This is a genomic window from Streptomyces tauricus (assembly GCF_014650955.1).
Lineage (GTDB): Bacteria > Actinomycetota > Actinomycetes > Streptomycetales > Streptomycetaceae > Streptomyces > Streptomyces tauricus.
In genome coordinates this window covers 204,352-228,938 of the sequence record NZ_BMVY01000001.1, presented here as the reverse complement: position 1 = coordinate 228,938, position 24,587 = coordinate 204,352, and the positions used below count along the sequence as shown (strand labels likewise).

General features: G+C 73.1%; 17 protein-coding genes. 13 read left to right on the top strand and 4 right to left on the bottom strand.

Annotated elements, in window-relative coordinates; all coding sequences use genetic code 11:
- The first annotated feature begins 58 nt into the window (after positions 1-58).
- Positions 59-439, top strand: coding sequence for a MerR family transcriptional regulator (locus IE278_RS00865; protein ID WP_189767680.1), 381 nt, complete (start codon positions 59-61; stop codon positions 437-439).
- Positions 440-551: 112 nt separating this feature from the next.
- Here the strand turns inward: IE278_RS00865 and IE278_RS00860 are convergent, their stop codons facing one another.
- Positions 552-1,433, bottom strand: coding sequence for an alpha/beta hydrolase family protein (locus IE278_RS00860; protein ID WP_246569891.1), 882 nt, complete (start codon positions 1,431-1,433; stop codon positions 552-554).
- 262 nt (positions 1,434-1,695) lie between these two features.
- Here IE278_RS00860 and IE278_RS00855 point away from each other — a divergent pair, with 262 nt between their 5' ends.
- The 6 genes from IE278_RS00855 to IE278_RS00830 all read left to right on the top strand — a co-directional run bounded on the left by IE278_RS00855 (position 1,696) and on the right by IE278_RS00830 (position 15,127).
- Positions 1,696-2,280 carry a TetR/AcrR family transcriptional regulator gene (locus tag IE278_RS00855; protein WP_189767675.1) on the top strand — a complete coding sequence of 195 codons (585 nt, stop codon included), beginning with the start codon at positions 1,696-1,698 and terminating at the stop codon, positions 2,278-2,280.
- A 120-nt stretch (positions 2,281-2,400) separates the two neighbouring features.
- Entirely contained in the window at positions 2,401-3,255 is an 855-nt protein-coding gene (locus IE278_RS00850) for a DUF4132 domain-containing protein (RefSeq protein WP_189767673.1), read from the top strand.
- Positions 3,252-8,429 (top strand): hypothetical protein, encoded by a 5,178-nt coding sequence (locus IE278_RS00845; protein ID WP_189767671.1) that lies wholly within the window; start codon positions 3,252-3,254, stop codon positions 8,427-8,429. Before IE278_RS00850 ends, IE278_RS00845 begins: the two co-directional genes overlap by 4 nt.
- Positions 8,430-8,568: 139 nt before the next feature.
- Entirely contained in the window at positions 8,569-9,738 is a 1,170-nt protein-coding gene (locus IE278_RS00840) for an ATP-binding protein (protein WP_189767669.1), read from the top strand.
- A 5-nt stretch (positions 9,739-9,743) separates the two neighbouring features.
- Entirely contained in the window at positions 9,744-13,325 is a 3,582-nt protein-coding gene (locus tag IE278_RS00835) for a vWA domain-containing protein (RefSeq protein WP_189767667.1), read from the top strand.
- Positions 13,322-15,127: an SWIM zinc finger family protein gene (locus tag IE278_RS00830; protein WP_189767665.1), complete on the top strand. Its 1,806-nt coding sequence runs from the start codon at positions 13,322-13,324 to the stop codon at positions 15,125-15,127. Before IE278_RS00835 ends, IE278_RS00830 begins: the two co-directional genes overlap by 4 nt.
- A gap of 14 nt (positions 15,128-15,141) precedes the next feature.
- On the opposite strand, the gene IE278_RS00825 is transcribed toward IE278_RS00830, so the two are convergent.
- Positions 15,142-16,347, bottom strand: a complete 1,206-nt coding sequence (locus IE278_RS00825) for a cysteine desulfurase-like protein (protein ID WP_189767663.1) — start codon at positions 16,345-16,347, stop codon at positions 15,142-15,144.
- 187 nt (positions 16,348-16,534) lie between these two features.
- Between IE278_RS00825 and IE278_RS00820 the strand changes: the two genes are divergently transcribed.
- From IE278_RS00820 to IE278_RS00800, 5 genes are all read left to right on the top strand, one after another.
- Complete coding sequence (locus IE278_RS00820; protein WP_189767661.1) at positions 16,535-17,032, top strand: DUF2975 domain-containing protein; 498 nt, start codon at positions 16,535-16,537, stop codon at positions 17,030-17,032.
- Complete coding sequence (locus IE278_RS00815) at positions 17,032-17,268, top strand: helix-turn-helix domain-containing protein (RefSeq protein ID WP_189767659.1); 237 nt, start codon at positions 17,032-17,034, stop codon at positions 17,266-17,268. Before IE278_RS00820 ends, IE278_RS00815 begins: the two co-directional genes overlap by 1 nt.
- A gap of 123 nt (positions 17,269-17,391) precedes the next feature.
- Entirely contained in the window at positions 17,392-17,904 is a 513-nt protein-coding gene (locus IE278_RS00810) for a hypothetical protein (protein ID WP_189767657.1), read from the top strand.
- Positions 17,905-17,967: 63 nt separating this feature from the next.
- Entirely contained in the window at positions 17,968-20,313 is a 2,346-nt protein-coding gene (secD, locus tag IE278_RS00805; RefSeq protein WP_189767655.1) for a protein translocase subunit SecD, read from the top strand.
- A gap of 75 nt (positions 20,314-20,388) precedes the next feature.
- Positions 20,389-21,651 carry a saccharopine dehydrogenase family protein gene (locus IE278_RS00800; protein ID WP_189767653.1) on the top strand — a complete coding sequence of 421 codons (1,263 nt, stop codon included), beginning with the start codon at positions 20,389-20,391 and terminating at the stop codon, positions 21,649-21,651.
- 61 nt (positions 21,652-21,712) lie between these two features.
- Here IE278_RS00800 and IE278_RS00795 read toward each other — a convergent pair whose 3' ends face one another.
- Both IE278_RS00795 and IE278_RS00790 read right to left on the bottom strand, forming a co-directional pair.
- The gene (locus IE278_RS00795; protein WP_189767651.1) at positions 21,713-22,330 is read right to left on the bottom strand and encodes a DinB family protein; all 618 of its coding nucleotides are present in this window, start codon (positions 22,328-22,330) and stop codon (positions 21,713-21,715) included.
- The gene (locus IE278_RS00790; RefSeq protein WP_189767649.1) at positions 22,327-22,965 is read right to left on the bottom strand and encodes a TetR/AcrR family transcriptional regulator C-terminal domain-containing protein; all 639 of its coding nucleotides are present in this window, start codon (positions 22,963-22,965) and stop codon (positions 22,327-22,329) included. Before IE278_RS00790 ends, IE278_RS00795 begins: the two co-directional genes overlap by 4 nt.
- Positions 22,966-23,015: 50 nt before the next feature.
- Here IE278_RS00790 and IE278_RS00785 point away from each other — a divergent pair, with 50 nt between their 5' ends.
- Positions 23,016-24,578: an FAD-dependent monooxygenase gene (locus IE278_RS00785; protein WP_189767647.1), complete on the top strand. Its 1,563-nt coding sequence runs from the start codon at positions 23,016-23,018 to the stop codon at positions 24,576-24,578.
- Positions 24,579-24,587: the final 9 nt, after the last annotated feature.

Genomic DNA, 24,587 nt, shown 5'->3' with positions numbered 1-24,587 from the left:
TGTGACCCAGGTAACAACTCCGGGAGCCCGGGTGACGGTGGACAGTGGGGAGAAGCGCATGCGTATCGGAGAGCTCGCCGAACGGGCCGGTGTCAGCGTCCGGTCGTTGCGCTACTACGAGGAACAGAAGCTGCTCACCAGCACCCGCAGCGCGAGCGGACAGCGGCACTACACGGACGACGAGATCGAACGCGTCAGGTTCATCCAGCGGCTCTACGCGGGCGGCCTGTCCAGCCGGACCATCGCCGAGCTGCTCCCCTGCGTCGACTCGCCCAGCGAGGAGAACTCGGACGCCGCCCTCGACCGTATGAGCCAGGAACGCGACCGGCTCTCCACGCACATCGCGGAACTCGTCCAGGCCCGCGACGCGCTCGACCAGCTGATGACGTCGGCCCGGGCGTACCGCGACCAGCTCCAGGCGGCCTCGGCCGGCGTCTGACGCCCTCCCCTGGCCGCTCTCTCACCACTGCCCCACCACTGCCTCACCACTGACTCACCGCTGTCTTATCACCCGCCTGGCCGACGCTTGAGGTGAGATGTCGGCCGGACGGTCACTTGGATTCGATCCGCCCCAGCGGGTCGGCGCCGGACGCCAACGCCTTGCGCGCCGCCGTCCAGCTGTCGTCCTCGATGCCGAGCGCATGGCGGAGGTAGGCCCAGGTGACCCGCTGGAGCAGGGCGACCCGCCCGGGGTGCTCGTCCGTCGTCTCCTGGACCTCGTAACCGGCGATCCCGCCGAGCGAGTGCTCCGCCCCGAACAGGGTGAGCAGACTCTTGTCACCCGGGCTCAGGACGTACGGGTCGGCGAGCCATTCCGGCCCCCGGACGGACAGCGGGGAGTCGTCCCGGTCCCCGACGACCACGAGAGCCCGCGTGGTCATGTTCTCGAAGCTCGGGTTCATGAACGGGAAGTGCTCGGCGGCGAACGGCGTCAGATCGGCTCCGCCCTTCCCGGCCGTGGCGAGCAGCACGCCCGCCTTGACTCGCGCGTCGGACAGGTCCTCCCCCTGCCCGCTCACCGGGTCCAGGACCCGCAGGCCCAGCAGATTGCCCGCGGTCTGACCGCCGAAGGAGTGCCCGGCCACGGCGATACGGGTCCGGTCGAGGCGACCGCCGAGACCGGGAACGGCCTCCTCCAGCAGATCGAGCCGGTCGAGAACCCGCTTCACGTCCTCGACGCGGAACCGCCAGATCCGCGGTGTACGGGGATCGTCCTGGGCGAGGCCCACCGTCCGGGAGTCGAGGTGCGTCGGCTGGACGACGACGAAGCCGTGAGCGGCCCAGAAGTCGGCCAGGGGGCCGTAGCCGTTCAACGACGACCCGAAGCCGTGCGAGAGGACGACGACCGGCAGCCCGCTCCCGGTCACCGGTGCGGAGATCCTCACCTGGAGGCCTTCGCCGCGGCCGGGCGCCTCCAGCACCACCGGCTTCACCGAGACGACGGGGGTGGGTGCGAGGGGGAGTGTGAATGTGGATGCGGCTGACGCAGCCGACGGGGTTGATGCGGTTGATGCGGTCACGGTTGTTCCTTCTTCCGACCGTCCGACGTGCTGAGGGTGGGCGGCTGGCCACCGCCTCCCCCACCTGCCATGATGGATAAACGGGACGCTGTCCCATTTCGAGTTCGAACATACGGGACACTGTCCCGTTTAGTAAAGTCGGCAGCGGCAGGCCGGCGACGAGAGGAACACCGCGGTGAGCGGAAGCGATCAGGACGCAGGACGTACGGCCCGACCCAAACGGGCGGACGCGCGACGCAACGAGGAGGTTCTGCTCGACTCGGCCGCCGCGGTCTTCGTCGCGTCGGGCGTGGAGGCGCCGATCCGCGACATCGCGGCCAAGGCGGGCGTCGGCACAGCCACCATCTACCGCCACTTCCCGACCCGCGCGGATCTCATCGTCGCCGTCTACCGGCACCAGGTGGAGGCCCTCGCCGAGGCCGGCCCCGCTCTGCTGGCAGCCAGCCCGAAGCCGTACGCCGCGCTGGCGGAGTGGATCGACCTGTTCGTCGATTTCGTGGTCACCAAACAGGGGCTCGCCTCCGTGCTGCAGTCCGACGACCCCTGCTTCGATCCCCTGCACTCCTACTTCCTCGATCGCCTCGTGCCCGTGTGCGCCGAACTGCTCGAAGCCGCGGCGGAGTCGGGGGAGATCCGCCCCGGCATGGATCCGTACGAACTCATGCGCGGCGTCGGCGGTCTGTGCGCGGGCGCCGGCAACAACCCCCGCTACGACGCGCGTCGGCTGGTGGGGATCCTCGTCGCGGGCCTGCGCCGGTAGTGGCACCAGGAACCACACCGGACCCTGGGGCGACGGTGGGAAGTTGGCTTGGAAGCGGCGTTGTCAGTGGTCTCACCTAGAGTTCTCGGCACTTGATCAGTGAAGTGCGGGGAGGCACATATGGGGTGGGTCACGGCCGGCGATTACGAGGTCGGCCTCGACGGCGGAAAGGTGGTGTGCCGCAACGCCGCGGGACGGCGGTTGAAGTCCGTACCGGCCAAACTCGCGGAGGATCCCGCGGTCATGGGGCTGCGGCAGCTCGCCGAGTGGCTGGAGCGGCACGAGCGCCAGTGCCTCACCGACGTCGAGAAGTGGATGGTGCGCTCGCTTCCGGTGCCCTTCGCCGTCATCGCCCGGGTGTGGCCGGATCCCGCCTGGCAGAGCGCGCTGCGCGATCTCGTCGTCACCGGCCCGGACCACGAAGTGGCCGGATTCCTGCGGGACGTCGACCTCGACCGCGGTCTCGGGCTGGTCGACCTCGACGGCGACAGCGTGCGCATCACCCCCGAACTCGTCCGCCTCCCCCATCCCGTCCTTCTCCACGACCTGGAGGATCTGCGGGAGTTCGCCGTCGAGATCGGTGTCGAGCAGCGCGCCCAGCAGCTCTTCCGCGAGGTGTGGCACCGTCCCGCGGCCGTCGACGCCGAGGCCACCACCGTGGAGGACTACGCGGGCGGCGTGTTCAAACAACTGCGCTTCCTTCAGGGCCGGACCACCCAGCACGGATACCGCGTGCGCGGTGGCAACGCCGTCTGCTCCGTGCGGGAGGACTCCCGCGGCGTCGAGGCCCGCGTCTGGATCGGCGACTACGACGGTTACGAGCAGACCGAGACCGGCCCCCTGATGTGGACGGACGGCGCGGGACGCGTGCTGAAGCTCGGTCAGGTGGGGCCCATTGCCTGGTCGGAGGGCATGCGCATGGCAGCGGCCCTGTTCGTCGGGCGTGACATCGAGGACGAGGAGCAGGCGGCATGACCACGCACGCGCACATCGACACGGCCGCGCTGCTCGAAGCCGGCGCCGTCCTGCCCCTGGGCATCCCCACCGGTGAGGACGCCGACACCCTCACCGTGCGGACGTACAGCCATCCCGCGCTGGACGGCCGGGTGGCCGTCCGTCTCGTGCCGGGCACGCTCGGCGAGGCCGAGGACCTGGCGCTGGAGTTCCTCGGTCTGGCCCGTGAGCCGGAGACACCCGAGGTCGGCCAGGTCCGCCGCGAGACCCTCGGCTTCCCCGCCTGGGCGCTGGTCAACGACCCGGCCAACGGACACCACGCACTGGCACTGGTCAAGGACGTCGAGCGGCTCGCGCGCCAGGCCAAGTCCCGCCCAGGCACGGCCAAGGAGGGCTTCGAGGCGCTCGGCGAGCGGCTCGGCCGTGCCGTACCGCACTTCCTGCCGACCTTCTACGAGCAGGCGGCGCGGATCTTCCTCCAGTTCGAGAACACGACGTACGGGGCCACGTTCTTCGGCAAGGCCCGCGAGGCCGAGCGGGTGCACGCGCTCAGCGTCGACGAGGAGCGGCAGCGTGCCGTGTTCCTGGAGTTCGCCTTCGCCGGGGCGCTGACGGTCAAGGCCCTCAAGGAGTATGTGAAGGACCTGGCCCACCGGCTCGACCCGGCCACGGCGTGGGCGCAGTTCCGGCAGCTGTGCGTGGAGCGCTGCGCGGCGGGCATGCCTCCGTACGCGTCGCTGCCGCAGGACGCCCGTGGCCTGATCAAGGCCGCGGGGCTCGACCGGGTCACCGAGGAATGCGCGTTCGTGGCCGACCTGGTCGCCTCCCCCGCCGCGGTGCGGGCGCCCGCCTCCTTCTGGACCGCGTACCGAGCCACTCTCGCCGTCCTGGCCGAGCGGCAACCGGCCGTACGGGCCCGGCTGCTGGAGATCATGCCGACCGGTCTGGGACGCGACGTCAAGAACGACGAATTCTGGCTGACGCTGCTCGCGGAGAGCGGCGCCGATCTCCTCCTCACGGGCGAGGACGGCGTGCGCGACCCGCGTGACGAGGCGGGTGACGCGGGCGGGGTGCGTGAGGCCCGCGCGGCGGGTGACGAGGCCGCTACGGCGGGCGCCGCCGTCCCGCCGGACAGCGTCGTCTCGCCGGACACCGTCGACGCGGCGGACTGGCTCAGCCGCTGGGCCACCCACCGCAAGCACGGCGCCACGGTCAGCGGGCGCTCTCCGCTCACTCTCCAGCTCGTCGAACGGATGGCGCCGCGGCTGCGCGCCGACGGCCGGGCCGTGGACCTCTTCACCGGCCGCTGGTACGCGGGTGCCGACCTCGACCTGCTGGACCTGTGCGTGGCACAGGGCATCCCTCTCGCGATGCCCGACGCGGACAAGGACGTGCATCTGGCCCTCGACCGCTGGTTGCGCGAGAGCCTGCCCGGTGGACGCGACCTGACCGCCACCGCCGCGGACGCGCGCACCCGGCCTCTGCTGCACCGGGCCATCGGGACGCTGGGCAACGACCGGTCGCTCTCCTCCGAACTGCTGACGAGCCTGGCCGACCATCCCGTGCTGAACGACGTGCTGCGCGAATGGCTGGACGACGCGGCCGAGACGTTCGGCGCGTCGACGGGCCTGCCCGGCGCCCGCACGGCCCTCCAGCGCCTGCGCCCCTTCCGGCCGGTCGCCGCCCGGGTCAGCCCGCGAGCGGTCGCACGCGTCGCGGGGCACGAGATCGCGCCCCTGCTCGCCCGCACCCTGCGGGCCGGCATCCCCGACGAGCTGGGCTGGCCCGCCCTCGACGAGGCGCTGCGGCTCATGGACAGTGAGACCGGCCGCGACCAGGACGACCAGCTGCGCCTCACGGAGGCCTGGCCCGCGCTGATCCTCTCCCGCGGCCACAAGGCGGTCGTCGTCGGCCCGGACAAGGTGCTCCTCGACCACGAGCTGCGGCTGCCCGTCGAGCTGGACCGCTGGACGTATCCGCGGTTCCGCTGGACCGACGGTGAACTGCTCGTGGTGTGGCGCCACGACAACAAGCAGTTCGGCTACTGGTCGGCCCGGCCGTCCGAGGTGTTCACCCTCGGCGGCGAGCAACTGCCGTACTGGTACAGCAGCGACGCCGGTGATCCCTCCATCCCGCTGTCCGGTGGCGGCCGTGCCACCGGCGGACGCACCCTGCACGCCGGTGACACCGTCCTGCCCGCCGACCGTCCCGTCATCGGTGACGGCACGACGTGCTGGCGTCAGGGCAGGCAGGGGTTGCAGCAGGTCTGGCTCGAGTACGACCCCGCCACCGGGACGCACGGCCGTGCCTCCCTGCCCGCCTTCCTCCAGTCGGGCATCCGCGAGGACGCCACGCTCCTGCAGCACCACTGCCAGGTGCTGCCGCTGCAACCCGGCCTCGAACAGAGCCCGTTCGGCACCGACGGCACGGTCCTGGGCCGCTGGGTGCGCTCGGAGGGCACCGGAGCCGAGGCCCGGACGACCACCGGTACGCCGGACGGCCGGACCGTCACCCGGCTGTCGGCCGACAGCCGGTCGGGGGGCTTCCCCCTCGGCGCCCTGCGGCTGCCCGGCGGCGCCGAGCCCGTCGCGGCACAGTTCCACCAGCAGGTCGCGCTGTTCGCCGCCGAGGACACCTCGGACTCCGGCGAACTCGGCCGGGTGACCCCCGGCCACAGCGGCGGGGAGTTCGCGGCCGGTACGCGGCTCGTACCGCCGATCGCCTTCTGGCACGCGCTGCGCCCCCGTGACGAGCGGGCGTCCGCCGTGCTGCGGGCGCTCACCGACAAGACGGTGGCCGACGTACTGGCCGCGGCGGCCCGGGCGCTGGCCGAGCGGCAGGCTCAGATCCTCAAGGCCGGCGGTGCCTCCCTCCCGGCCGGTGCCACCGCCCAGAAGGCGCGTGGTGCCGTCCTCAGGGCGGTTCATGCCGTCAGGACCGCCGTCGACGGCAAGCCCGACATCCCGTCCGCGGACGAGTTCGTCCGGCGTGCCGTGTCCAAGGCCCTGCCCGACCTCACCGACGAGCGGATGCTCACCGGTGTGTCCTCCCTGGTCCGCGCGGCGCTCCGCGTCGTCGAGTCGGTCGGTACGTTCGTGGAGCCGCCGGTCGAGCGGCCCCGGGCCGACCGCCGGCGCACCGAGGGCATGTTCCCCGACTACCGCCCCGTGCACGGCGACGACCGGACGGTGCGCACGGCCGTCGACGGTCTCGCCAACATGTGGGGAGGGTGGGGCAGCGAGGCCCAGTGGACCGTTCTGCGACAGATCCGGTCCGTGAACCATGTCCTGTCCGGACGGCCCGCCGACGGCAAACCGCTGCCCGACCTCGCCCGGACGGGCGCTGTCGGTGACGGATGGCGGAGCGAGGAACACACGATCCCCGGCATGGGCAGCGCGTGGACGTCCCTGCTCGCCGCGCTTCGGCCACTGGCCTACCGGGCCGCCACACCCGTGGTGACGGAGGCCGAGCGGGAAGCCCTCCTCCTGCTGTTCGGGGCGATCACCGAAGGGCCCCTCGCCGCACCCGGCGGCGGGCTGCGCGAGATCGTGCTGAGCGAGCCGCACACCCAGCATCAGCGTGTCGGTCAGGTGCTCCGCCGGGAGGGCCGGACGGTGGTCGTCCTCACCTGCCAGAACGTCGACACCCAGCACGCCCGGGTCAACTGGCTCGCCCTCGACCACGACCCCTCCGGCGCGTTCGGTGCCGTCGCCCACTTCGCCCTGGAGAAGGAGACCCCGGTGGTGTCGGCGTTCCCCGAGAACGGCCTCGCCGCCGTCACCCGGCTGATCAGGGACAAGGGCGCCGCCCCGTGGCTGCCCGGGGCGCCCGCCGCGTTCGCCGACGCGACCGGCGGCGGTCTGGGTCCCGTGCAGGCCACGGTGCTGCTCGCCGGGCGTCCGCAGGATCCCGGATCCGACGCCCTCGCGACGATCGGACTCAAGCCCCGGCAGCTGGACCTGGGCAACGACCGCCTGTCGTCGCTCAGCCGGGAGGACCGGTCCGCGCTGCTGAGTGCCCTGCTGCCCGAGGACCCCGCGGACCTGTGGACCACCGGTCCCGACGTCGCGGCCGCGGGCCGGGTGTGGGCCGAGCTGCTCGGTTCCGTCGTCCGCCTGCCCGAGGATCTCGCGGTGGATCTCGCCGGTCTGCCCGCCGGTTTCGCCGAGTCCGTGCTCAATCCGGGACTCACCCCCTGGATCAGCCGCACCACGGTGCAGCGTCCGGACAAGGACGGCAGCCTCGTTCCGGCGGACCCGGCCGCGCTGCCCGGCGCGCACCACCTGACCCGCGCCGTGGCCGCGCTGGCCTCGCTCGCCTACGCCCTGCCGTACGGGCACCCGCTGCGGGCTGCCCTGCCCGAGGGTCTCGCCGCCCTGCGACACCGCCTCACCGACCCCGAACTGCTGCTCGGACTCGATGTCATGTGGACGGAGAAGGGCGGCTCGACGGCGGTCGAACTGCGCAAGGCGTACGGGCTGCCCGCCACCGGGGGTGCCGACGCGCACGGCCTGACAGCCGTCGGGGACGCCCTCGCGCTGCGGCCCTGGTACGCCGAGCGGGAGACGGTCCTGGTGCGTTCCGCCGCCCTGACCGGCCCGGACGACCCGGCCCTCGGGCTTCTCGCGGGTCTGGTGGGTCCGCAGCGCGACGCCGGTCTGCAGTCCCTGCGTGCGATCCTCGGCGACGAACTGGCCCACGCGGTGCAGGCCGGCACGGACGCCGAAGGCCCCGCAGGGTACGCCCAGGACCCGACCGTCGTCGCCCCCGCACTGGTCGCCGAGGTGGCCGCGGCCCACGGTCTGGGCGAGGACGCGGCGACGCTGTACCTCCAGTTGCTGGCCCTGCCCGATCCGACGGACCGCAACTGCGCCCGCTGGACCGGCTGGAAGCCCACCCGGCTGAAGAAGGCCCGCGCCGAGCTGGCCGCCACGGACCTGGTGGTCGAGGCGAAGCGACCGCGCGCCGGGCGCACCCTGTTCCTGCCGTGCGGCTGGCGGGACCTCAAGTCGCCCGCGCTGCCGGTGGAGACCTGGAAGGAGGACCTGTACGCGATACGCGAGAACACGCGTGCCGTGCCGCTGCTCCCGGTGCCCGAGCTGTTCGCCCGCGCCTGGCGCCGGGTCCAGGACGGGGACGCGCCCGCATACGAGCAGCTCACCACCCGCGCCACCCGGAAGGGCCGCCGCAAATGACCACCGCCCGAGCCGCACAAGCGGCACGAGTTGCCGGGAACGGCGGGGACGAGCCCTCGACGACGGCTCCCTCGACGACCGTCCACCAGATGACGCCCCCTGTGCCGATGACCCACCGACCCGACCGGACGGACCACCGATGACCACCACCCTGGCCTCCGCCCCGGGCCGCCAGATCACCCCGCCCGAGGACCGGCACGCCACCGAGCTGGCCTTCCTGGCCGCGTACGACGACGGGCCGCGGCCCCCGGCGTGGCGGCTCACGCCCCGGGCCGTCGTCACGTTCGTCATGGGCAGCGTCGGGCAGGCCCTGCGGCTGCCCGACGGCGCCCAGGTGCCCGAGGGGGTGCCCCGGCGCCTGGTCGTCGAGGGCAAGTTCGTCGGCGACCGTGCGCTGGTCGAGCGGTGCGTCGTCACCCTCGCCGGTGAGCGCGGGCTGCTGCTCGTCGGTGAGCCCGGCACCGCCAAGTCCATGCTGTCCGAGCTGCTGTCCGCCGCGGTCTGCGGCACCAGCGGCCTGGTCGTGCAGGGCACCGCGGGCACGACGGAGGACCAGCTGAAGTACGGCTGGAACTACGCCCTGCTGCTGGCCCAGGGGCCCAGTCGGCAGGCCCTGGTGCCGTCGCCCGTCCTGACCGCCATGACCCGGGGGGCCGTCGCCCGGGTGGAGGAGGTCACGCGCTGTCTGCCCGAGGTGCAGGACGCGCTGGTGTCGTTGCTCTCCGAGCGGCGCATCGCCGTGCCCGAACTGTCGGGCAGCGAGGACGCCCTGGCCCACGCGGCGCCCGGTTTCACCCTCATCGCGACCGCCAACCTGCGCGACAAGGGCGTCTCCGAGATGTCGGCCGCGCTCAAGCGCCGCTTCAACTTCGAGACCATCGGCCCCATCGCGGACCTCGACGCCGAGACCGCGCTCGTCCGCAGCCAGGCCCGTGCCTCGGTCGAGCGCGCCGGGGTGCCCTTCCAGGTCGACGACGCCGTCCTCGAAGCCCTCATCACCGCCTTCCGGGATCTGCGGGAGGGCCGGTCCGCGGAAGGCTGGGAGGTCGAGCGGCCCTCCACGGTGATGAGCACCGCGGAAGCGGTGTCCGTGGCGGGCGCCCTCGGACTCGCCGCCGCCTACTTCCCCGGCGACCGCGATGTCCTCGGCCTGCTGCCCGGCCACATCCTCGGCGTGGTCCGCAAGGACGACCCCGCCGACGCGGCCCGGCTCCGCGGCTACTGGGACGGCCCCGTCAGGCGCCGCGCCGAGCAGGGCTCCGCCACCTGGCGCACCCTGTGGGACCTGCGCACCGTCCTGGAGGACTGACCACCGTGCCCCTCTCCCCCGAGGAAGCCGTCGCGGCTCTCACCGACCCGGCGGCGCCCTATCTCATCGGCGTACGGCACCACTCGCCCTCGCTGGCGGCGGCCGTGCCTGCGCTGCTGGACGCGGCCTCGCCGGACGTGCTGCTCGTCGAACTCCCCGACGAGATGCAGGAATGGCTGCCCTGGCTCGGCCATGAGGAGACGCGGGCACCGGTCGCCCTCGCCGCCGCTCCCCGCGACGGGGGCGGCGGCCGGGGTCCGGCCTTCTATCCGTTCGCCGACTTCTCGCCCGAACTGGCCGCGGTGCGCTGGGCCGCGCGGCACGACGTGCCGGTCGTCGCCTGCGACCTGCCGCTCGCCGACCGGGCATGGGGCACGGACCGCCACGATCCCCCGCCCACACTCGCACCCACATCTGCACCGGCACCTGCATCTGCACCCGCACCTGTCGACCGGGCCGCTGACGGTCTCGCCGGCGCCCTGCGCGCCCGGCTCACCGGCCGTACCGGTGACGATCTCTGGGACCGGCTCGTCGAGGCCGCCGCCCCGGGGTCGCCGCCCGAAGCGCTGCGGCGCGCCGCTCTGTTGACGGGCTGGGCGTTGCGCGGGGAGGCGGCGGCCTCGGGAGGCGTGCCCGAGCTGGACCTTCGGCGCGAGGAGTGGATGCGTACCCGGCTGGCCGCCGCCACCGTGAACGGCGAACGTGCCGCCGTGGTCGTCGGCGCCTTCCACGCCCCGGCGTTGACAGCGCCGACCCCCTCGGCCCCACCGACGCCCTCGGTCCCACCGACGTCCTTGAAGGCGTCGACCTCGCCGACCGCGTGGACGACGTCCCTCATCCCCTACACCTACGCGCTTCTCGACGAGCGGTCCGGCTATCCGGCGGGGATCCGGGACCCGGAGTGGCAGCATCTGGTGCTGCGCGCGGCGGGCGATCCGCTCGCCCTGGAGGAGGCCCTGACCCGCGCGGCCGTACAGGTCTGCACCGAACTGCGCACCATGGGCCACCCGTCGGGCCCCGCCGAGGCCCGGGAGATCTGCCGCCTCGCCGGGGATCTCGCCCGGCTGCGCGGCCTCCCGGCGGCGGGCCGGGGCGAACTGGTCGAGGCGGTGCAGACGGTCCTCACGCAGGGCGAGCCGTACGGGCGCGGCCGGGCCGTCGCACGGGCGATGGAGCGGGTGCTCGTAGGAAAGCGCGGCGGCCGTCCGGCACCCGGAGCGCCCCGCAGCGGACTCGCTCCCGCGGTGGAGGCGCAGCTGGCGGAATTGCGGCTGCCCGGGCCCGACAGCCGGGGCGCCGACGCCACCCGGGAGCTGCGCCTTGACCCGCTGCGCTCCGACCTGGACCGCCGCCGCGAACTGCTGCTGCACCGGCTGAGCGTGTGCGGTGTGCCGTACGGAGAGGCCAAGGACTCCGTCGGCGCCGGCGGCACGGAGGCTCTGACCTCGCGCTGGGAGGTGCGCTGGACACCCGCCACCGCGGCCATGCTGACCGCGGCCGGCGTCCGGGGAGTCACCCTGGCGCAGGCCGCCGAAGGTCTGTTGCGTGAACGGCGGCGGGCCGAGCAGGACGAGGGAGGACCCACGGCCGCACAGACCTTGCGGGGGCTTCGGCAGGCGGCGGAGTGCGGTCTGCCGGACCTCACCGACGAGCGCCTCACCGAGGTCCGTGACGTGCTGCCCCGGTCCGCCACACTGCCGGAACTGCTCGACGCCCTGGCCCTGTCGGACCGGCTGCGGGCGGGTCATGTCGCGGGCCTCGGCGCCGACGAGGAGCGGACCGCCGCGGTGACCGCCGCGGCCGAGCTGCTGACCGCCGCGGCGGTGCGGCAGGTGGACGGCCTCACGGGCTCCGAGGACCCGGCCGACGCACACGCCCTGCTCGAACTCGCCCACCGCGCTGACCTGTTGGGCGGCATCCGGCTCGCCGACGCACTCGCCCGGCTGGCCGCCGAAGGTTCCCCGCTGATGCGCGGCGCCGCCGGAGCCGTACGGGTGCTCCTGGGACACGAGGAACCCCGTGCTCTCGGCGACCGGATCGACTCCTGGGTCGACGGGGCCGGGACCCCCGAGGCCCGCTCCGCCCTCACCGATCGCCTCGTCGGCGTACTGACTGCCGCCGGTCCCCTGCTGGAGGCGGCGGCTCCCGCCCTGGAGCCACTGCTCAACCGAGTGACCGAGATGCCCGACCGGGACCTGCTCGACCGGCTCCCCGCGCTCCGGGGCGGCTTCGACGCGCTCAGTCCGGCGGCCCGCGACCGGCTGCTCGACATCGTCGAGCAGCGCCTCGCCACCACACGGCTGAGCGACACCGGTGGCGTCGACCCCGGGGCGCTCGCCACCTGGACCGGCGCGGACCTGGCGGCCCGCGCCGCCCTGCGCACCCTCGGGCTGCTGCCCCCGCCCCCCGTGGACGTGCTCGTACCGACGGTGGAGATGCCCGCACCGCACAAGCCCGGCGAAGGAGCCCCCGAGGAACACGTACTTGGGGCCGCCGACCGCTGGCGGCTCGTGCTCGGACGCCGTACGGATCAGCTGCCGGCGTCGGCCTCGGCGCTGGCTACCGCGCTGGACGAGCTGTACGGCAGCGGACGCGGCGAGGGCAGCAGGGGCGAGCTGCACGGACCGGGCGCACGCGGCGGCCGTGAGGCTCCGTACCCCGGGGTGCGCGAGTGGTCCGAGGAACTGGCGGCCCTGTTCGGTCCCGGCATCCGGGAGGAGGTGCTCGCGGCCGCCGCCGCGTCGGGCCGCAAGGACGTCCTCGCCGAACTCGATCCGGCGAGCGTGCGGCCCTCCGTCGACCTGCTGCGTACCGTGCTCCGGCACGCGGGAGGACTGCCCGAGGCCCGGCTGGCCGCACTGCGCCCGCTGGTTCGCCGTCTGGTCGAGGCGCTGACCCGGGAACTGGCCACGCGGCTGCGTCCCGCGCTGCACGGCACGACCCTGCCGCGGCCCAGCCGGCGGCCGGGCGGCGGACTCGACCTGTCCCGCACCCTGCGCGCCAACCTCGCGACGGCGCGCCGCGGCCCGGACGGGACCGTCCAGGTCATTCCGGAGCACCCCGTGTTCCGTTCGCGCGCCAAACGCGCCGCGGACTGGCGGCTGATCCTGGTGACCGACGTGTCCGGGTCCATGGAGGCCTCGACGGTCTGGGCCGCGCTCACGGCGTCGGTCCTGGCGGGGGTCCCGACCCTGTCCACGCACTTCCTGGCGTTCTCCACGGAGGTCATCGACCTCACCGGGCACGTCGACGATCCGTTGTCGCTGCTCCTTGAGGTCAGTGTGGGCGGCGGCACGCACATCGCAGCGGGACTGCGCCACGCCCGTGAGCTGGTCACCGTGCCGTCCCGCACCCTCGTCGTCGTGGTCAGCGACTTCGAGGAGGGATATCCCATCGGAGGGCTGCTCGCCGAGGTCCGCAACCTCGTCGGGGCGGGCTGCCATGTCCTGGGCTGCGCGAGCCTCGACGACACCGGCCGCCCCCGGTACTCGACCGGCGTCGCCGGACAGCTCGTCGCCGCGGGCATGCCCGTCGCCGCCCTCAGCCCGCTCGAACTCGCCCGCTGGGTAGGGGAGAAGATCTCATGAGCCTCGACCTGCCTCCGGTCGCGCCCTCCGTGACCGCCGCACTCGTCCAGGGGCTCACCCCCCGCCTCCGCAAGCGGCTGGACGCGGGCGTCGCCAAGCTCGCGGACCGCCCGCACGTGCGCGACGGCGACACCGTACGCATCGCCGTCGACGACGACACCCACCTCGAACTGCACGCCCCCGGTGGCAGCGTGACCAGCGTGGACGCGATCCGTTGCGGCTGCCTGCTGGCACCGGACTGTTTGCACCGCGCGGCCGCCGCCTCGGCCGCCCCGATCGCCGAGTCCGAGGCGGAGACGGAGCCCGCAGCGCAGCCAGCAGGTGAGCCGGAGCCGGGCGCCGGAGCCGACTCGGACAGCGGCGCCGGGGCGACATCCGACACCGCCTCCGTGCTCACGCTGGTGTCCGAGACCGTCACCCCCGAGCAGCGCGCCGCCGCGCTGGCCATGTACGACGCCGCGGCCGCCGTACTCGAAGCCGGCACGGACGGAGCCGGAGCCGTGCTGCAGGCGGAGTTGCTGCGTGCCGCGCACACCGCACGGGTCAGTGGTCTGCCCAGGGTCGCCGCCTCGGCGGTCTCCGTGGTCACCCAGCTCCGTGCCGCCCGGGGCACCGATCCGGCGTACCGCCTCACCGATCTCACCGCGGCTCTCCGTGACGTCCTCATGACGGCCCACCGTCTTCCGGACTCCACCGATGCCGACCTCGCCGACCTGCGCGGCAGCGCACGGCAGCCCTACGCACCGGACGGGTCCCTGCGGCTGTACGGGCTGTTCTCCGAGCCCGTCCTGACGGCGACCGGTTACGCGGGAGCGGTCACCTGGACAGCCGACGCCGACGGCAGGCTCTACACGGTCTCCGATGTCGCCCCGGGCGGTGCCGGCCGGGCCGTGGGCGCGGCCGACCGGGCTGTACGGGTCGGAGACACGGCCCTCACCCACCGGGAACTGTCGCGGGCCGGGCTCGCCGTGTCCGGCGCGACCGTCTCCCCGACGGGCCGGCTGGGCGCGGGTGCGGGTGTCCGGGCCGTGCGGGCGGCGGGGGCCGCCTGGAGCGAGGATCCCCTGGACCGGCTGTGGGCGGCGCCGGTCGCCGAACAGGTGTCACGTGCCCTGACGACCGGCGGGGACGCGCTGCTGTTCCTCGATGTGACCCTCATCGGGACGGTCCGCGAGGCCGCGGGCGACTGCCTGCTCGCCGACTGCGACGGCCTGACCCTCCGTCTGGCCGCCGCGCACGACCATCCCGCGCTGCCCTACCGCGACAATCTCCGGCTCCTCGCGACCGCTCCGGGTGTCCGCCTGCGCGTCGTCGCACGCCTGGACCCCGCTCCGGTCCCCCGGGCCCTCCTGGTCGCCACGCGCCACCCCGGTGATGCCGGGGCCCATGTCGACCTGGGCCTGGACCGCCTTCAGCACGCGGACCTGCCCGCCGCCGCGACGGCACCCACGGGCGCGGCCACCGGTTCCCCGCCCGCTCCCCTGGACGAGGCGCCGCTGCATCTTCTGCGGCGCCGTGTCCACCAGGCGGCCTCGGCGGGCCGTCGTGTCCTCGCCTTCCCCGGTGACAGTGCCGCCGACAGCCGGCGTCTGAGCCGTTACGGCTTCGCCTGTGCCGGAGACCTCCTCGACGAACTCCACGCCGCCGCCGCGGACCGGTCCCGCGACGTCTTCGGCCGTCTCGCCCCCGCCGACGTCAACCGGTTCGCCCGTGCCTGGCTCGCGGCGGCCCACTACACCGAGGAGGTGGACCGGGCGCTGTGCGCGGCTGCGTGGGGCGCCGCCGGACACGGCGGCCGGTAGGCCCCTCGAAGTGATCAGAGCGCCAGGAACTCGGCCAGGCCCGCCAGGAACCGGTCGATGTCCTCCGCGCTGTTGTAGGGGGCGAGGCCGACGCGGAGGCCGCCGGTGTCGCCGAGGCCGAGACGGCGGGAGGCCTCGATCGCGTAGAAGGACCCGGCCGGGGCGTGGACATCGCGCTCCGCGAGAAAGCTGTACGCCTCCGCCGACGGCCGGTCCTCGAAGGTGAGCAGCACGGTGGGTGTGCGGTCGGCCGCCTTGGAGTGGACCTGGACTCCCCGGAGTGCGGTCAGCCCCTTGTCGAGCTGGGTGCGCAGAGTCTGCTCGTGTGCTTCGAGAGCCGTGAAGGCCGCGGCGAGACGCTGTCGCCGCGTCCCTGTGGCGTCGGTGTCCAGGCCGGCGAGGAAGTCGACGGCCGCCTCCGTGCCCGCGAGGAACTCATAGGGCAGGGTGCCCAGTTCGAAGCGTTCCGGGACCACGTCGGTGGAGGGCAGGAGCTTGTCCGGCCGCAGTGTCTCCAGCAACTCCGGCCGGGCCGCGAGGACTCCGTGGTGGGGGCCGAAGAACTTGTACGGGGAACAGACGAAGAAGTCCGCGCCCAGCGTCTCCAGATCGGCAAGGGCGTGGGCGGCGGAGTGGACGCCGTCGACGTAGGTGAGCGCTCCGGCCTCGTGTGCCAGAGCGCAGATCTCGGCGACCGGAGGACGGGTGCCGATGAGGTTGGAGGCGGCCGTGAAGGCCACCAGCCGGGTGCGCGGGGACAGTACGGCGCGGATGTCGTCGGCGGTCAGCTCCCCGGTGGCGGGATCGAAGTCGGCCCAGCGCACGGTGGCACCGGCCTGTTCGGCGGCCTGGATCCAGGGGCGGATGTTGGCGTCGTGGTCGAGCCGGGTGACGACCACCTCGTCACCGGGCGACCAGGTCCTGGAGAGCGTGCGGGAGAAGTCGTAGGTGAGCTGCGTGGCGCTGCGGCCGAAGACGATCCCCGTCGGCCGCGCTCCCAGCAGATCGGCCAGGGCCTGCCGGGTCCTGGTGACGATGGCCTCGGCGTTGCGCTCCCCCGGTGTCATCCGGCCCCGGATCGACAGGGGCCGCGCCATCGCGTCGGCGATCGCCCGGATGACGGGCTCCGGCGTCTGGGTGCCGCCGGGGCCGTCGAAGTGGGCGATTCCTGCGCTCAGCGCCGGGAACTGCGCGCGGAGGGCGGTGATGTCGTACGTCACGAATGCTCCTGTCGGTGGCATGCCGGGGCGACCGGCTGTGCTGTGGGCCGGCCCTGCCCGTTGTTCCGGCCGCCCTTGCAGCGTGATCGTTTGACTCTCCCGCCACAAGGGGCCCTCGGTCACCAGTCACTCCGCAAAGTTCGAGGAATCGATTGATTTTCGATCGATACCGATCGATAATCGATACATGCATCAGCTCTTCATCGTCGTGCTCCGGGTCGGCATCCTTGCCACGGTCGCGGGCGGGCTCTTCGGGCAGATCGTGGTCATTCCGACGACGGCGGCCGACGAGGTGGACCGCTTCCCGCCCTACGCGCCGTTCGCCACGCCCTATGTGACGGTGGCGATCATCGGCGTCGCCTGCGTCCAGGTGGCTCTCTTCGCGGTGTGGATGCTGCTCGACATGGTCCAGCGTGACGCGATCTTCTCGCCGCGGGCCTTCCGCTGGGTCGACATCGTCATCGGGTCCTCGGTCGCGGCGACCCTGCTGGCCGGCGGAGTCTCCCTGCACATCCTCCTGAGTGACATTCCCTCTCCGGACGACGGCATGGAACTCCTCGGCGTCCTGGGGGCCACCGTCATGTCCGTCGCCGTGGGAGCGGCGTTCGCGATGCTCACCGTCATCATGCGAGGCCTCCTGCGCAAGGCGACGGACCTGGAGACCGAGATCGCCGGGGTCGTCTGATGGCGATCATCGTCGACCTCGATCTCCAGCTCGCCAGGCACAATCTGTCGGTCGGTGAGTTCGCCGCCGCCGTCGGCATCACGCCCGCCAATATCGCCGTACTGAAGAACGGCCGCGCGAAGGCCGTACGGTTCACCACCCTCGACGCGATCTGCCGCACGCTCGACTGCCAGCCGGGGGATGTGCTGCGCTGGGTACCGGACGACGAGCCCGACAGGGGCGCTCCCCTGCCCTGACTCCTTCCTTCATCCGTGCCGGTCCCCGCGAACCTTGTGCGTTCCCCGTGCGTTGTCCTTGAAGGCCGCTCTCTGTCGGCCGTACCGCATGCGGTCGCGGTCAGACGAGGAGGGGGGCAGGTCATGGCAGAGCGAATCCGCGCGACCGCACCCTCCGACGGACACCGGGCTCCCGTCACCGGCGCACTGCTGGCGGCGCTGTTCACCCTCCTCGGCGTACTCGGCCTTCAGGGCGTCCCCGCCGCGGCCTCCACCGACGCGCTGCGGACGTCGGTCGCGGTCGCGGTCGCCGCACAGCACGGCCCGGCACAAGCCCCAGCACCAGCCCTCGCTCCGGCTTCGGCTTCGGCTCCGGCTCCGGCTCCGGCTCCGGCTCCGGCAAAAGCCCAGGCCGATACGCGTACCGGTGTCCACGACACCTGCGTCACCGCCTGTGGCCAGCCGCCCCGTGCGGGCCGCGTCACCGCGGGCGAGTGGCACGCGCCGCCTCCCGGCGGGCTGTCACTCCCGCCCGGCCTCGTGGTCCCCCGACCGGCGACAGGGCTGCCGCTACCGGACGCACTCGGCGCCGTCACACCCTCACCGCATTCCGCGCAGTACAGCGGGCGGGGCCCGCCGCCTTCAACCGGCATCTGACGTCACCCAGTCGATCCCCACCGCACCCCCTTACCGGGTGCGGTATGCCTGTTGGAGGCACCCTTGACGCGCGCCGTCCGCGTGCGGGCGTTCTTCGCCCTGGCCGTTCTGGCCCTGTCGCTCTACATCACCCTGACCGTCCCGGTCCGCCTCGGTCTCGACCTGCGCGGCGGAACCCAGATCGTCCTGGAAACCCGCGACTCCCCCACCGCCGAGGCCGACTCCGAGGCCACCGACCGAACACTGGAGGTACTGCGCCACCGCATCGACGCGCTCGGCGTCTCCGAGCCCACCATCGCCCGTTCCGGGGACAACCGGATCATCGTCGAGCTGCCCGGTGTCCAGGACCCCCGCGAAGCCGCCGACGTCCTCGGCCGTACCGCCCAACTGACCTTCCACCCCGTTCTCGACACGGATCCCGGAACCGAGCCAGGCGCAGGTTCCGGTGCGGTCGACTCCGACGAGTCCGGGCGCCCCGTGCGGCTCGGCCCCTCAGCCCTCACCGGCGCGGACGTCGACAGTGCCGAGGCGCGTATCGACCCGCAGACCGGGGCCGGCTGGTTCGTCGGCATCGAGTTCAGGGGAAGGGGAGGCGACGCCTGGGCCGAGCTGACCGGCAAGGCCGCCTGTCACCCGGCCGGCGACCCGGCCCGCCGCGTCGCCATCGTCCTGGACGACAAGGTCATCTCCTCCCCCGAAGTCAACTCGTCGGTGGCCTGTCGTACGGGTATCGCCGGCGGCTCCACCCAGATCACCGGTTCGTTCAGCCGGGAGGAGGCCCGCGAACTGGGCCTGCTCATCAACGGCGGAGCCCTGCCGGTACCGGTCGAGACCGTCGAGCAGCGCACCGTCGGCCCCACCCTGGGCGCCACGGCCATCGAGGCCAGCGCCCGGGCCGCGATCATCGGCACCGCGCTGACCTCGCTGTTCATCATCGCCGTCTACCGGCTCCTCGGTGCCCTCGCAGCCGTTGCCCTGGCCTGTTACGGAGTCATCTCCTACGCCGCCCTGGCCGCGCTCGGCGCCACCCTCACCCTCCCGGGACTCGCGGGGTTCGTCCTGGCCATCGGGATGGCCGTCGACGCCAACGTGCTCGTCTTCGAACGGGCCCGTGAGGAGTACGCGGTCCGCCGCAAGGGCCTGCGTTCGGCTCTCACCGCGGGCTTCCGGAACGCCTTCAGCGCCATCGCCGACTCCAACATCACGACGCTCATCGCCGCCGGGCTGCTCTTCCTGCTCGCTTCCGGGCCGGTGCGAGGCTTCGGCGTCACCCTGGGCATCGGCGTACTCGCCTCCATGGTCAGCGCCCTGGTCATCACCCGCGCCCTCGCCGACCACGCGGTCGCCCGGCGCTCCGTACGACGCCGGCCCCGGCTCACCGGGATCGCGGACACCGGGAAGGTCCGTGACCGGCTCACCCGCCGCGACCCGGACCTGATGCGGCGAGGGCGCACCTGGCTGGCGGCGTCCGCCGTGGCCCTCGTCCTGGCCACCTCGGGCATCGCGGTCCGGGGGCTGGACTTCGGCGTCGAGTTCACCGGCGGACGGCTCATGGAATACGCCGCCTCCGCCCCGGTCGACGTCGACCGCGCGCGGGCCGCCCTGGCCGACGTGGGGCTGCCCCGTGCCGTCGTGCAGACCTCCGGCGACGGTGATCTCACCGTACGCACCGGTCAGCTGACCAACGCCGAGGCGGCGGAGGTGGACCGGGCGGTCGGCGAGCTCGCGGGCGGTGCCGAGAAGATCCGCGACGAGCTCATCGGCCCGAGCCTCGGGGACGAACTGCGGCGGGGAGCCCTCATCGCCCTCGCCTCGGCGCTGGCCGCGCAACTGCTGTATCTCGCGGTCCGCTTCCGGTGGGCTTTCGGGGCGTCGGCGGTCGCGGCCATGGTCCACGACACGCTGATCCTCGTCGGTGTCTTCGCCTGGCTCGGCAAGCCGGTCGACGGAGTCTTCCTCGCCGCGCTGCTGACGGTGATCGGGTACTCGGTCAACGACTCCGTCGTCGTCTTCGACCGGATCAGGGAACTGTCGGCCGCCAACCGGACCGGCGGCCCCGGCGGCCCCGGCGGCCCCGGAGATCCCAGCATCCCCGGCGACCCCGGTGACCCCGGTGACCCCGGCGGCAAACGGAAGGGGATCCCCTTCCCGGTCCTCACCAACACGGCGATCCTGCAGACCCTGCCCCGGACCGTCAACACCGGTATGGGGGCCGTGTTCATCCTCGCCGCCCTCACCCTGCTGGGCGGCGACTCCCTGACCGACTTCGCGCTCGCCCTGCTCATCGGCATCGTCGTCGGCACGTACTCCTCGATGTTCACGGCCGCACCCCTGGCCATCGAACTCCACGCCCGCGGCAACCCGCCGCCCGGCACGCGGAAGCGGAAACGGGAACAGGGCTCGCGGTAGGGGCAGGACCGAGCGGTGCCACTGCTATCGTCTCGGCCCACTGAACGGGCGGGCGGGACGAAGGAGTGCTGCACCATGCGAGTCCTCTTGGTCGGAGCAGGGGGCGTCGGCACCGCGATCACCAGGATCGCGGCCCGTCGCCCCTTCTTCGAGCACATGACTGTCGCCGACTACGACCTCGCGCGGGCGGAGTCGGCCGTCGCGGCACTCGGAGAGGACGGGCGCCGGTTCTCGGCGGTGCGGCTCGACGCCTCGGACACCGACGGCGTACGGGCCGCCCTCGCCGAGCACCGCTGCGATGTCCTGCTCAACGCCACCGATCCGCGTTTCGTGCTGTCGCTCTTCGACGCGGCGCTCGCCCATGGCGCCCACTACCTGGACATGGCGATGTCCCTGTCCCGGCCGCATCCGACACGTCCGTACGAGGAGTGCGGCGTCAAGCTGGGCGACGCGCAGTTCGCGCGGTCCGCCGAGTGGGAGGCGGCGGACCGGCTCGCGCTGGTCGGCATGGGGGTGGAGCCGGGCCTGTCGGACGTGTTCGCCCGCTATGCCGCCGACGTCCTCTTCGACGAGATCGAGGAGATCGGCGTCCGCGACGGAGCGAACCTGGTCGTGGACGGCTACGACTTCGCCCCGTCCTTCAGCATCTGGACGACCATCGAGGAATGCCTCAACCCGCCGGTCGTCTATGAGGCGGACCGGGGCTGGTTCACCACAGCGCCCTTCAGCGAGCCGGAGGTCTTCGACTTCCCCGCGGGCATCGGTCCGGTGGAGTGCGTCAATGTCGAGCACGAGGAAGTGCTGCTGATCCCCCGGTGGTTGAAGGCCGGGCGGGTCACCTTCAAGTACGGTCTCGGCGACGAGTTCATCGGCGTCCTGCGGACCCTGCACAAGCTGGGCCTCGACCGTACCGAGCCGGTGACCGTGGACGGCGGCGGGGGCAGGGTCGCGGTCTCCCCGCGGGACGTGGTCGCCGCCTGTCTGCCCGACCCGGCCGGCCTCGGCGACCGCATGCACGGCAGGACGTGCGCCGGTACGTGGGTCAAGGGCACCAGGGACGGCCGGCCACGGGAGGTCTACCTCTACCACGTGGTCGACAACCAGTGGTCGATGCGCGAGTACGGCTCCCAGGCCGTGGTCTGGCAGACCGCGATCAACCCCGTGGCGGCCCTCGAACTCATCGCGTCCGGCGCCTGGCACGGCAGCGGGGTGCTCGGCCCCGAGGCCATGCCGCCCCGCCCGTTCCTCGACCTGCTCACGGAGTACGGGTCGCCGTGGGGCATGCGGGAGGAGAAGGCCGCCGTACCGGGCCCGGACACCGACGGCCCGCCCCGCTGACCGCCGGCACCGGCACCGGCACCGGTAAGGCGATACAGCGATACAGCGGCACCGTGCTGCGTCATGCCCGGCGATCCGCCTCCTGGGCCGCGCGCTCCAGCCGGCTCCGGTACTCCTCCCACCACGCCGCATCGCCCGGCGCCATGCTGTCGTTGCTCTTGTTCATCCCGACCGAGCCGTCCATGAGTTCACGGAGGATGTCGGCATGGCCGGCGTGCCGGTGCGTGTCGGCGATCACGCGTACGACGACATGGTGGAGGGTCACCTCGTTCCGCTCGCTCGGCCACCACGGCACCCGGCCGACCGTGTCCAGCGCGAGCGTGTCGATCGTCGCGTCCGCGTGGGCCCAGGCCCGGCGGTAGAGGCCCACGATGTCCTCGCGTGACTCGTCGGCGGTGGCCCACATGTCCGCGTTGTCCTCGGCGCCGTCCTCCAGCCAGGGCGGCGACTCGCCGGACGGCCGTCCGAAGGTGTCGCCGAAATAGCCCAACTCCACCCCGGCCGCGTGTTTGACCAGGCCCAGGAGGTTGGTTCCGGTCGGCGTCAACGGGCGGCGGACGTCGTACTCCGAGAGCCCTTCGAGCTTCCACAGCAGGGCGTCGCGGGCGTTCTGCAGGTAGAAGACCAGGTCGGCCTTGGGATCGGCGCTGTGTCCTGCGTCGGGATTCGATGTGTTCATGGGGTCGAGTCTCCCGCTCGCACGATGATCGCGGACAGCCCGAACTCGAAGCGCTCGTCGAAGGATTGAGCGTCGAGGTGGTGCAGGACGCGGTGGAGGGCGGGGTGGGCCGTCCTGGAGACCGCGTTCGCCAGACCGTCCTTCAGAGGGCCGGCGGGCGCCGCCTGTTCCTCCTGGGTGAGGCCGAGGGCGAGATAGATGATCGTCCACGCGGTCCAGGCGGCGTCCCGGTCGTCGAGACCGCCGTCCAGCAGCGCGGTCACCAGCGCGTCGGCGAAGGCCAGGGTGTGCCGTTCGGCGGCGTACGTGCCGACCACGAGTGCGGCGCCGTCACGGTGGGCGAGCAGGGCGCGGCGGTACCGGCGGGCGAGTTCGCGGACGCGTTCGTCCGGGTCGGCCGGAAGTCCGTCCAGCGGGGCTTCGCCGACGACGGCGTCCGCCATCAGTTCCAGCATCCGGGCCTTGGTCTTCACGTGCCACAGCACGGTGTTCATCCGTACGCCGAGCCGGTCGGCCACCGCCCGGGTGGACAGGGCGTCCAGGCCCTTCTCGTCCAGCAGTTCCAGCGCGGCCCGGATCACCGTCGCGGGGTCCAGCCGGGGGGCACGGTCCTCACTCGCTTGCCTCTTGGTCATTGACCTAGTTTACTGCGGACACGCTATTGGTCAGTGACCTAGGAGGATGCATGGAACAGCAGGTCGTCATCGCGGGCGGCGGTCCGGTCGGGCTGTGGCTGGCCGCCGAACTGCGGCTGGGCGGGGTCTCCGTCACCGTCGTCGAGGAGCGGCCCGACGTCGATCCGCGCTCCAAGGCGCTCACCGTCCATCCCCGGACGATCGAGATCCTCGCCTCGCGCGGGGTGCACAAGCCCTTCCTCGCCGAAGGGCTGCGGATACCGAACGGGCATTTCGCCATGCTCGACGAGCGGCTCGACTTCAGCGAACTGGACACCCCGTTCCCGTACACCCTCGCACTGCCCCAGGCCCGTACCGAGGAGCTGCTGGAGGAGCACGCGCTCGCGCTCGGCGCCACGATCGTGCGCGGGCACCGCGTCAGCGGGTTCACCGAGGACGCGGGGTCGGTGACCGTACAGGTGCAGGGGACGGACGGGCCGTACGAGCTGCGGGCGGCGTACCTCGTCGGGTGCGACGGCACCCGCAGTACCGTGCGCACCGCCGCCGGCATCGACTTCCCCGGCACGCCCTCCACGGTCCTCGGCTGGCTCGGCGACGTCGTTCTCGACCGGCCGCCGCGCCCCGGGTTCGGCCTCTTCGGGCCCCGGGGCGGGCTGCTGGTCGCGCCGCTGCCCGGCGGGCGTCATCGCCTCGTCGGCATCAGCCCCGACAGCCGTACCACCCAGGCGCCGCCGGACCTCACCCTGGAGGAGCTGCGGACCAAGGTCGTCGCCATGACGGGCGAGGACTACGGGATGCGCGACCCCGTGTGGCTCTCCCGTTTCGGCAACGCCACCCGGCTGGCCGCGGCGTACCGGCGCGGCCGGGTCCTGCTCGCCGGTGACGCCGCCCACCAGCACTTCCCGACCGGGGGTGTTGGCATGAACGTCGGCATCCAGGACGCGCACAACCTCGGCTGGAAGCTCGCCGCGACGCTCGGCGGCCGGGCCCCGGACGGTCTGCTCGACAGCTACCACTCGGAGCGGCATCCTGTCGGCGCCCAGTTGATGGAGCACAGCCGGGCGCAGACCGCGCTGATGACCGGCTTCACCCCCGAGAGCCTCGATCTGCGGTCGTTCCTCAGCGGGATGATCGCCACGCAGCCGGCCTTCGGCAGGGCCCTGGCCGAACGCCTCACCGCGCTCGCCGTCGCCTACCCGGCCCCGGACGTGACGGCCCACCCGCTCACCGGCGGCCGCGCCCCCGACCTGGCCTTCACCGACTCCGGAAGCGGCCTGCACGGCCGGTTGCGCGCGGACGGCTATCTGCTCCTCGACCTGACGGACGGCGTACCCGGTCAAGGCCTCCGCCCGGAGAACGGCCACCGGGCAGGTGTCCTCGCGGACCGGGCGCGCCCGGGGCTCACCGTACTCACCGGGACCCTCGACCGGCCCCAGGCCGCCTGGGCCGCGGTGCGCGCCGCTCTGATCCGCCCCGACGGCCACATCGCCTGGGTCGGCACGGACCGGGACGACGCCGCGCTGGCCGCCGCCGCGGACCGGGCGCTCGCCACCACACACCGCGCCACGCACCGCTCCATGCACGGCGCCACGCCCCGCTCCGCGGTCGGCTGACCGCGCCCG

What these genes read in the sequence shown, in the direction of transcription:
- IE278_RS00865 (WP_189767680.1), top strand. Translation starts at nt 59, where the DNA reads ATGCGTATCGGAGAGCTCGCCGAACGGGCCGGTGTCAGCGTCCGGTCG.
- IE278_RS00850 (WP_189767673.1), top strand. Translation starts at nt 2,401, where the DNA reads ATGGGGTGGGTCACGGCCGGCGATTACGAGGTCGGCCTCGACGGCGGA.
- IE278_RS00845 (WP_189767671.1), top strand. Translation starts at nt 3,252, where the DNA reads ATGACCACGCACGCGCACATCGACACGGCCGCGCTGCTCGAAGCCGGC.
- IE278_RS00840 (WP_189767669.1), top strand. Translation starts at nt 8,569, where the DNA reads ATGACCACCACCCTGGCCTCCGCCCCGGGCCGCCAGATCACCCCGCCC.
- IE278_RS00830 (WP_189767665.1), top strand. Translation starts at nt 13,322, where the DNA reads ATGAGCCTCGACCTGCCTCCGGTCGCGCCCTCCGTGACCGCCGCACTC.
- IE278_RS00820 (WP_189767661.1), top strand. Translation starts at nt 16,535, where the DNA reads ATGCATCAGCTCTTCATCGTCGTGCTCCGGGTCGGCATCCTTGCCACG.
- IE278_RS00815 (WP_189767659.1), top strand. Translation starts at nt 17,032, where the DNA reads ATGGCGATCATCGTCGACCTCGATCTCCAGCTCGCCAGGCACAATCTG.
- IE278_RS00810 (WP_189767657.1), top strand. Translation starts at nt 17,392, where the DNA reads ATGGCAGAGCGAATCCGCGCGACCGCACCCTCCGACGGACACCGGGCT.
- IE278_RS00800 (WP_189767653.1), top strand. Translation starts at nt 20,389, where the DNA reads ATGCGAGTCCTCTTGGTCGGAGCAGGGGGCGTCGGCACCGCGATCACC.
- IE278_RS00795 (WP_189767651.1), bottom strand. Translation starts at nt 22,330, where the DNA reads ATGAACACATCGAATCCCGACGCAGGACACAGCGCCGATCCCAAGGCC.
- IE278_RS00790 (WP_189767649.1), bottom strand. Translation starts at nt 22,965, where the DNA reads ATGACCAAGAGGCAAGCGAGTGAGGACCGTGCCCCCCGGCTGGACCCC.
- IE278_RS00785 (WP_189767647.1), top strand. Translation starts at nt 23,016, where the DNA reads ATGGAACAGCAGGTCGTCATCGCGGGCGGCGGTCCGGTCGGGCTGTGG.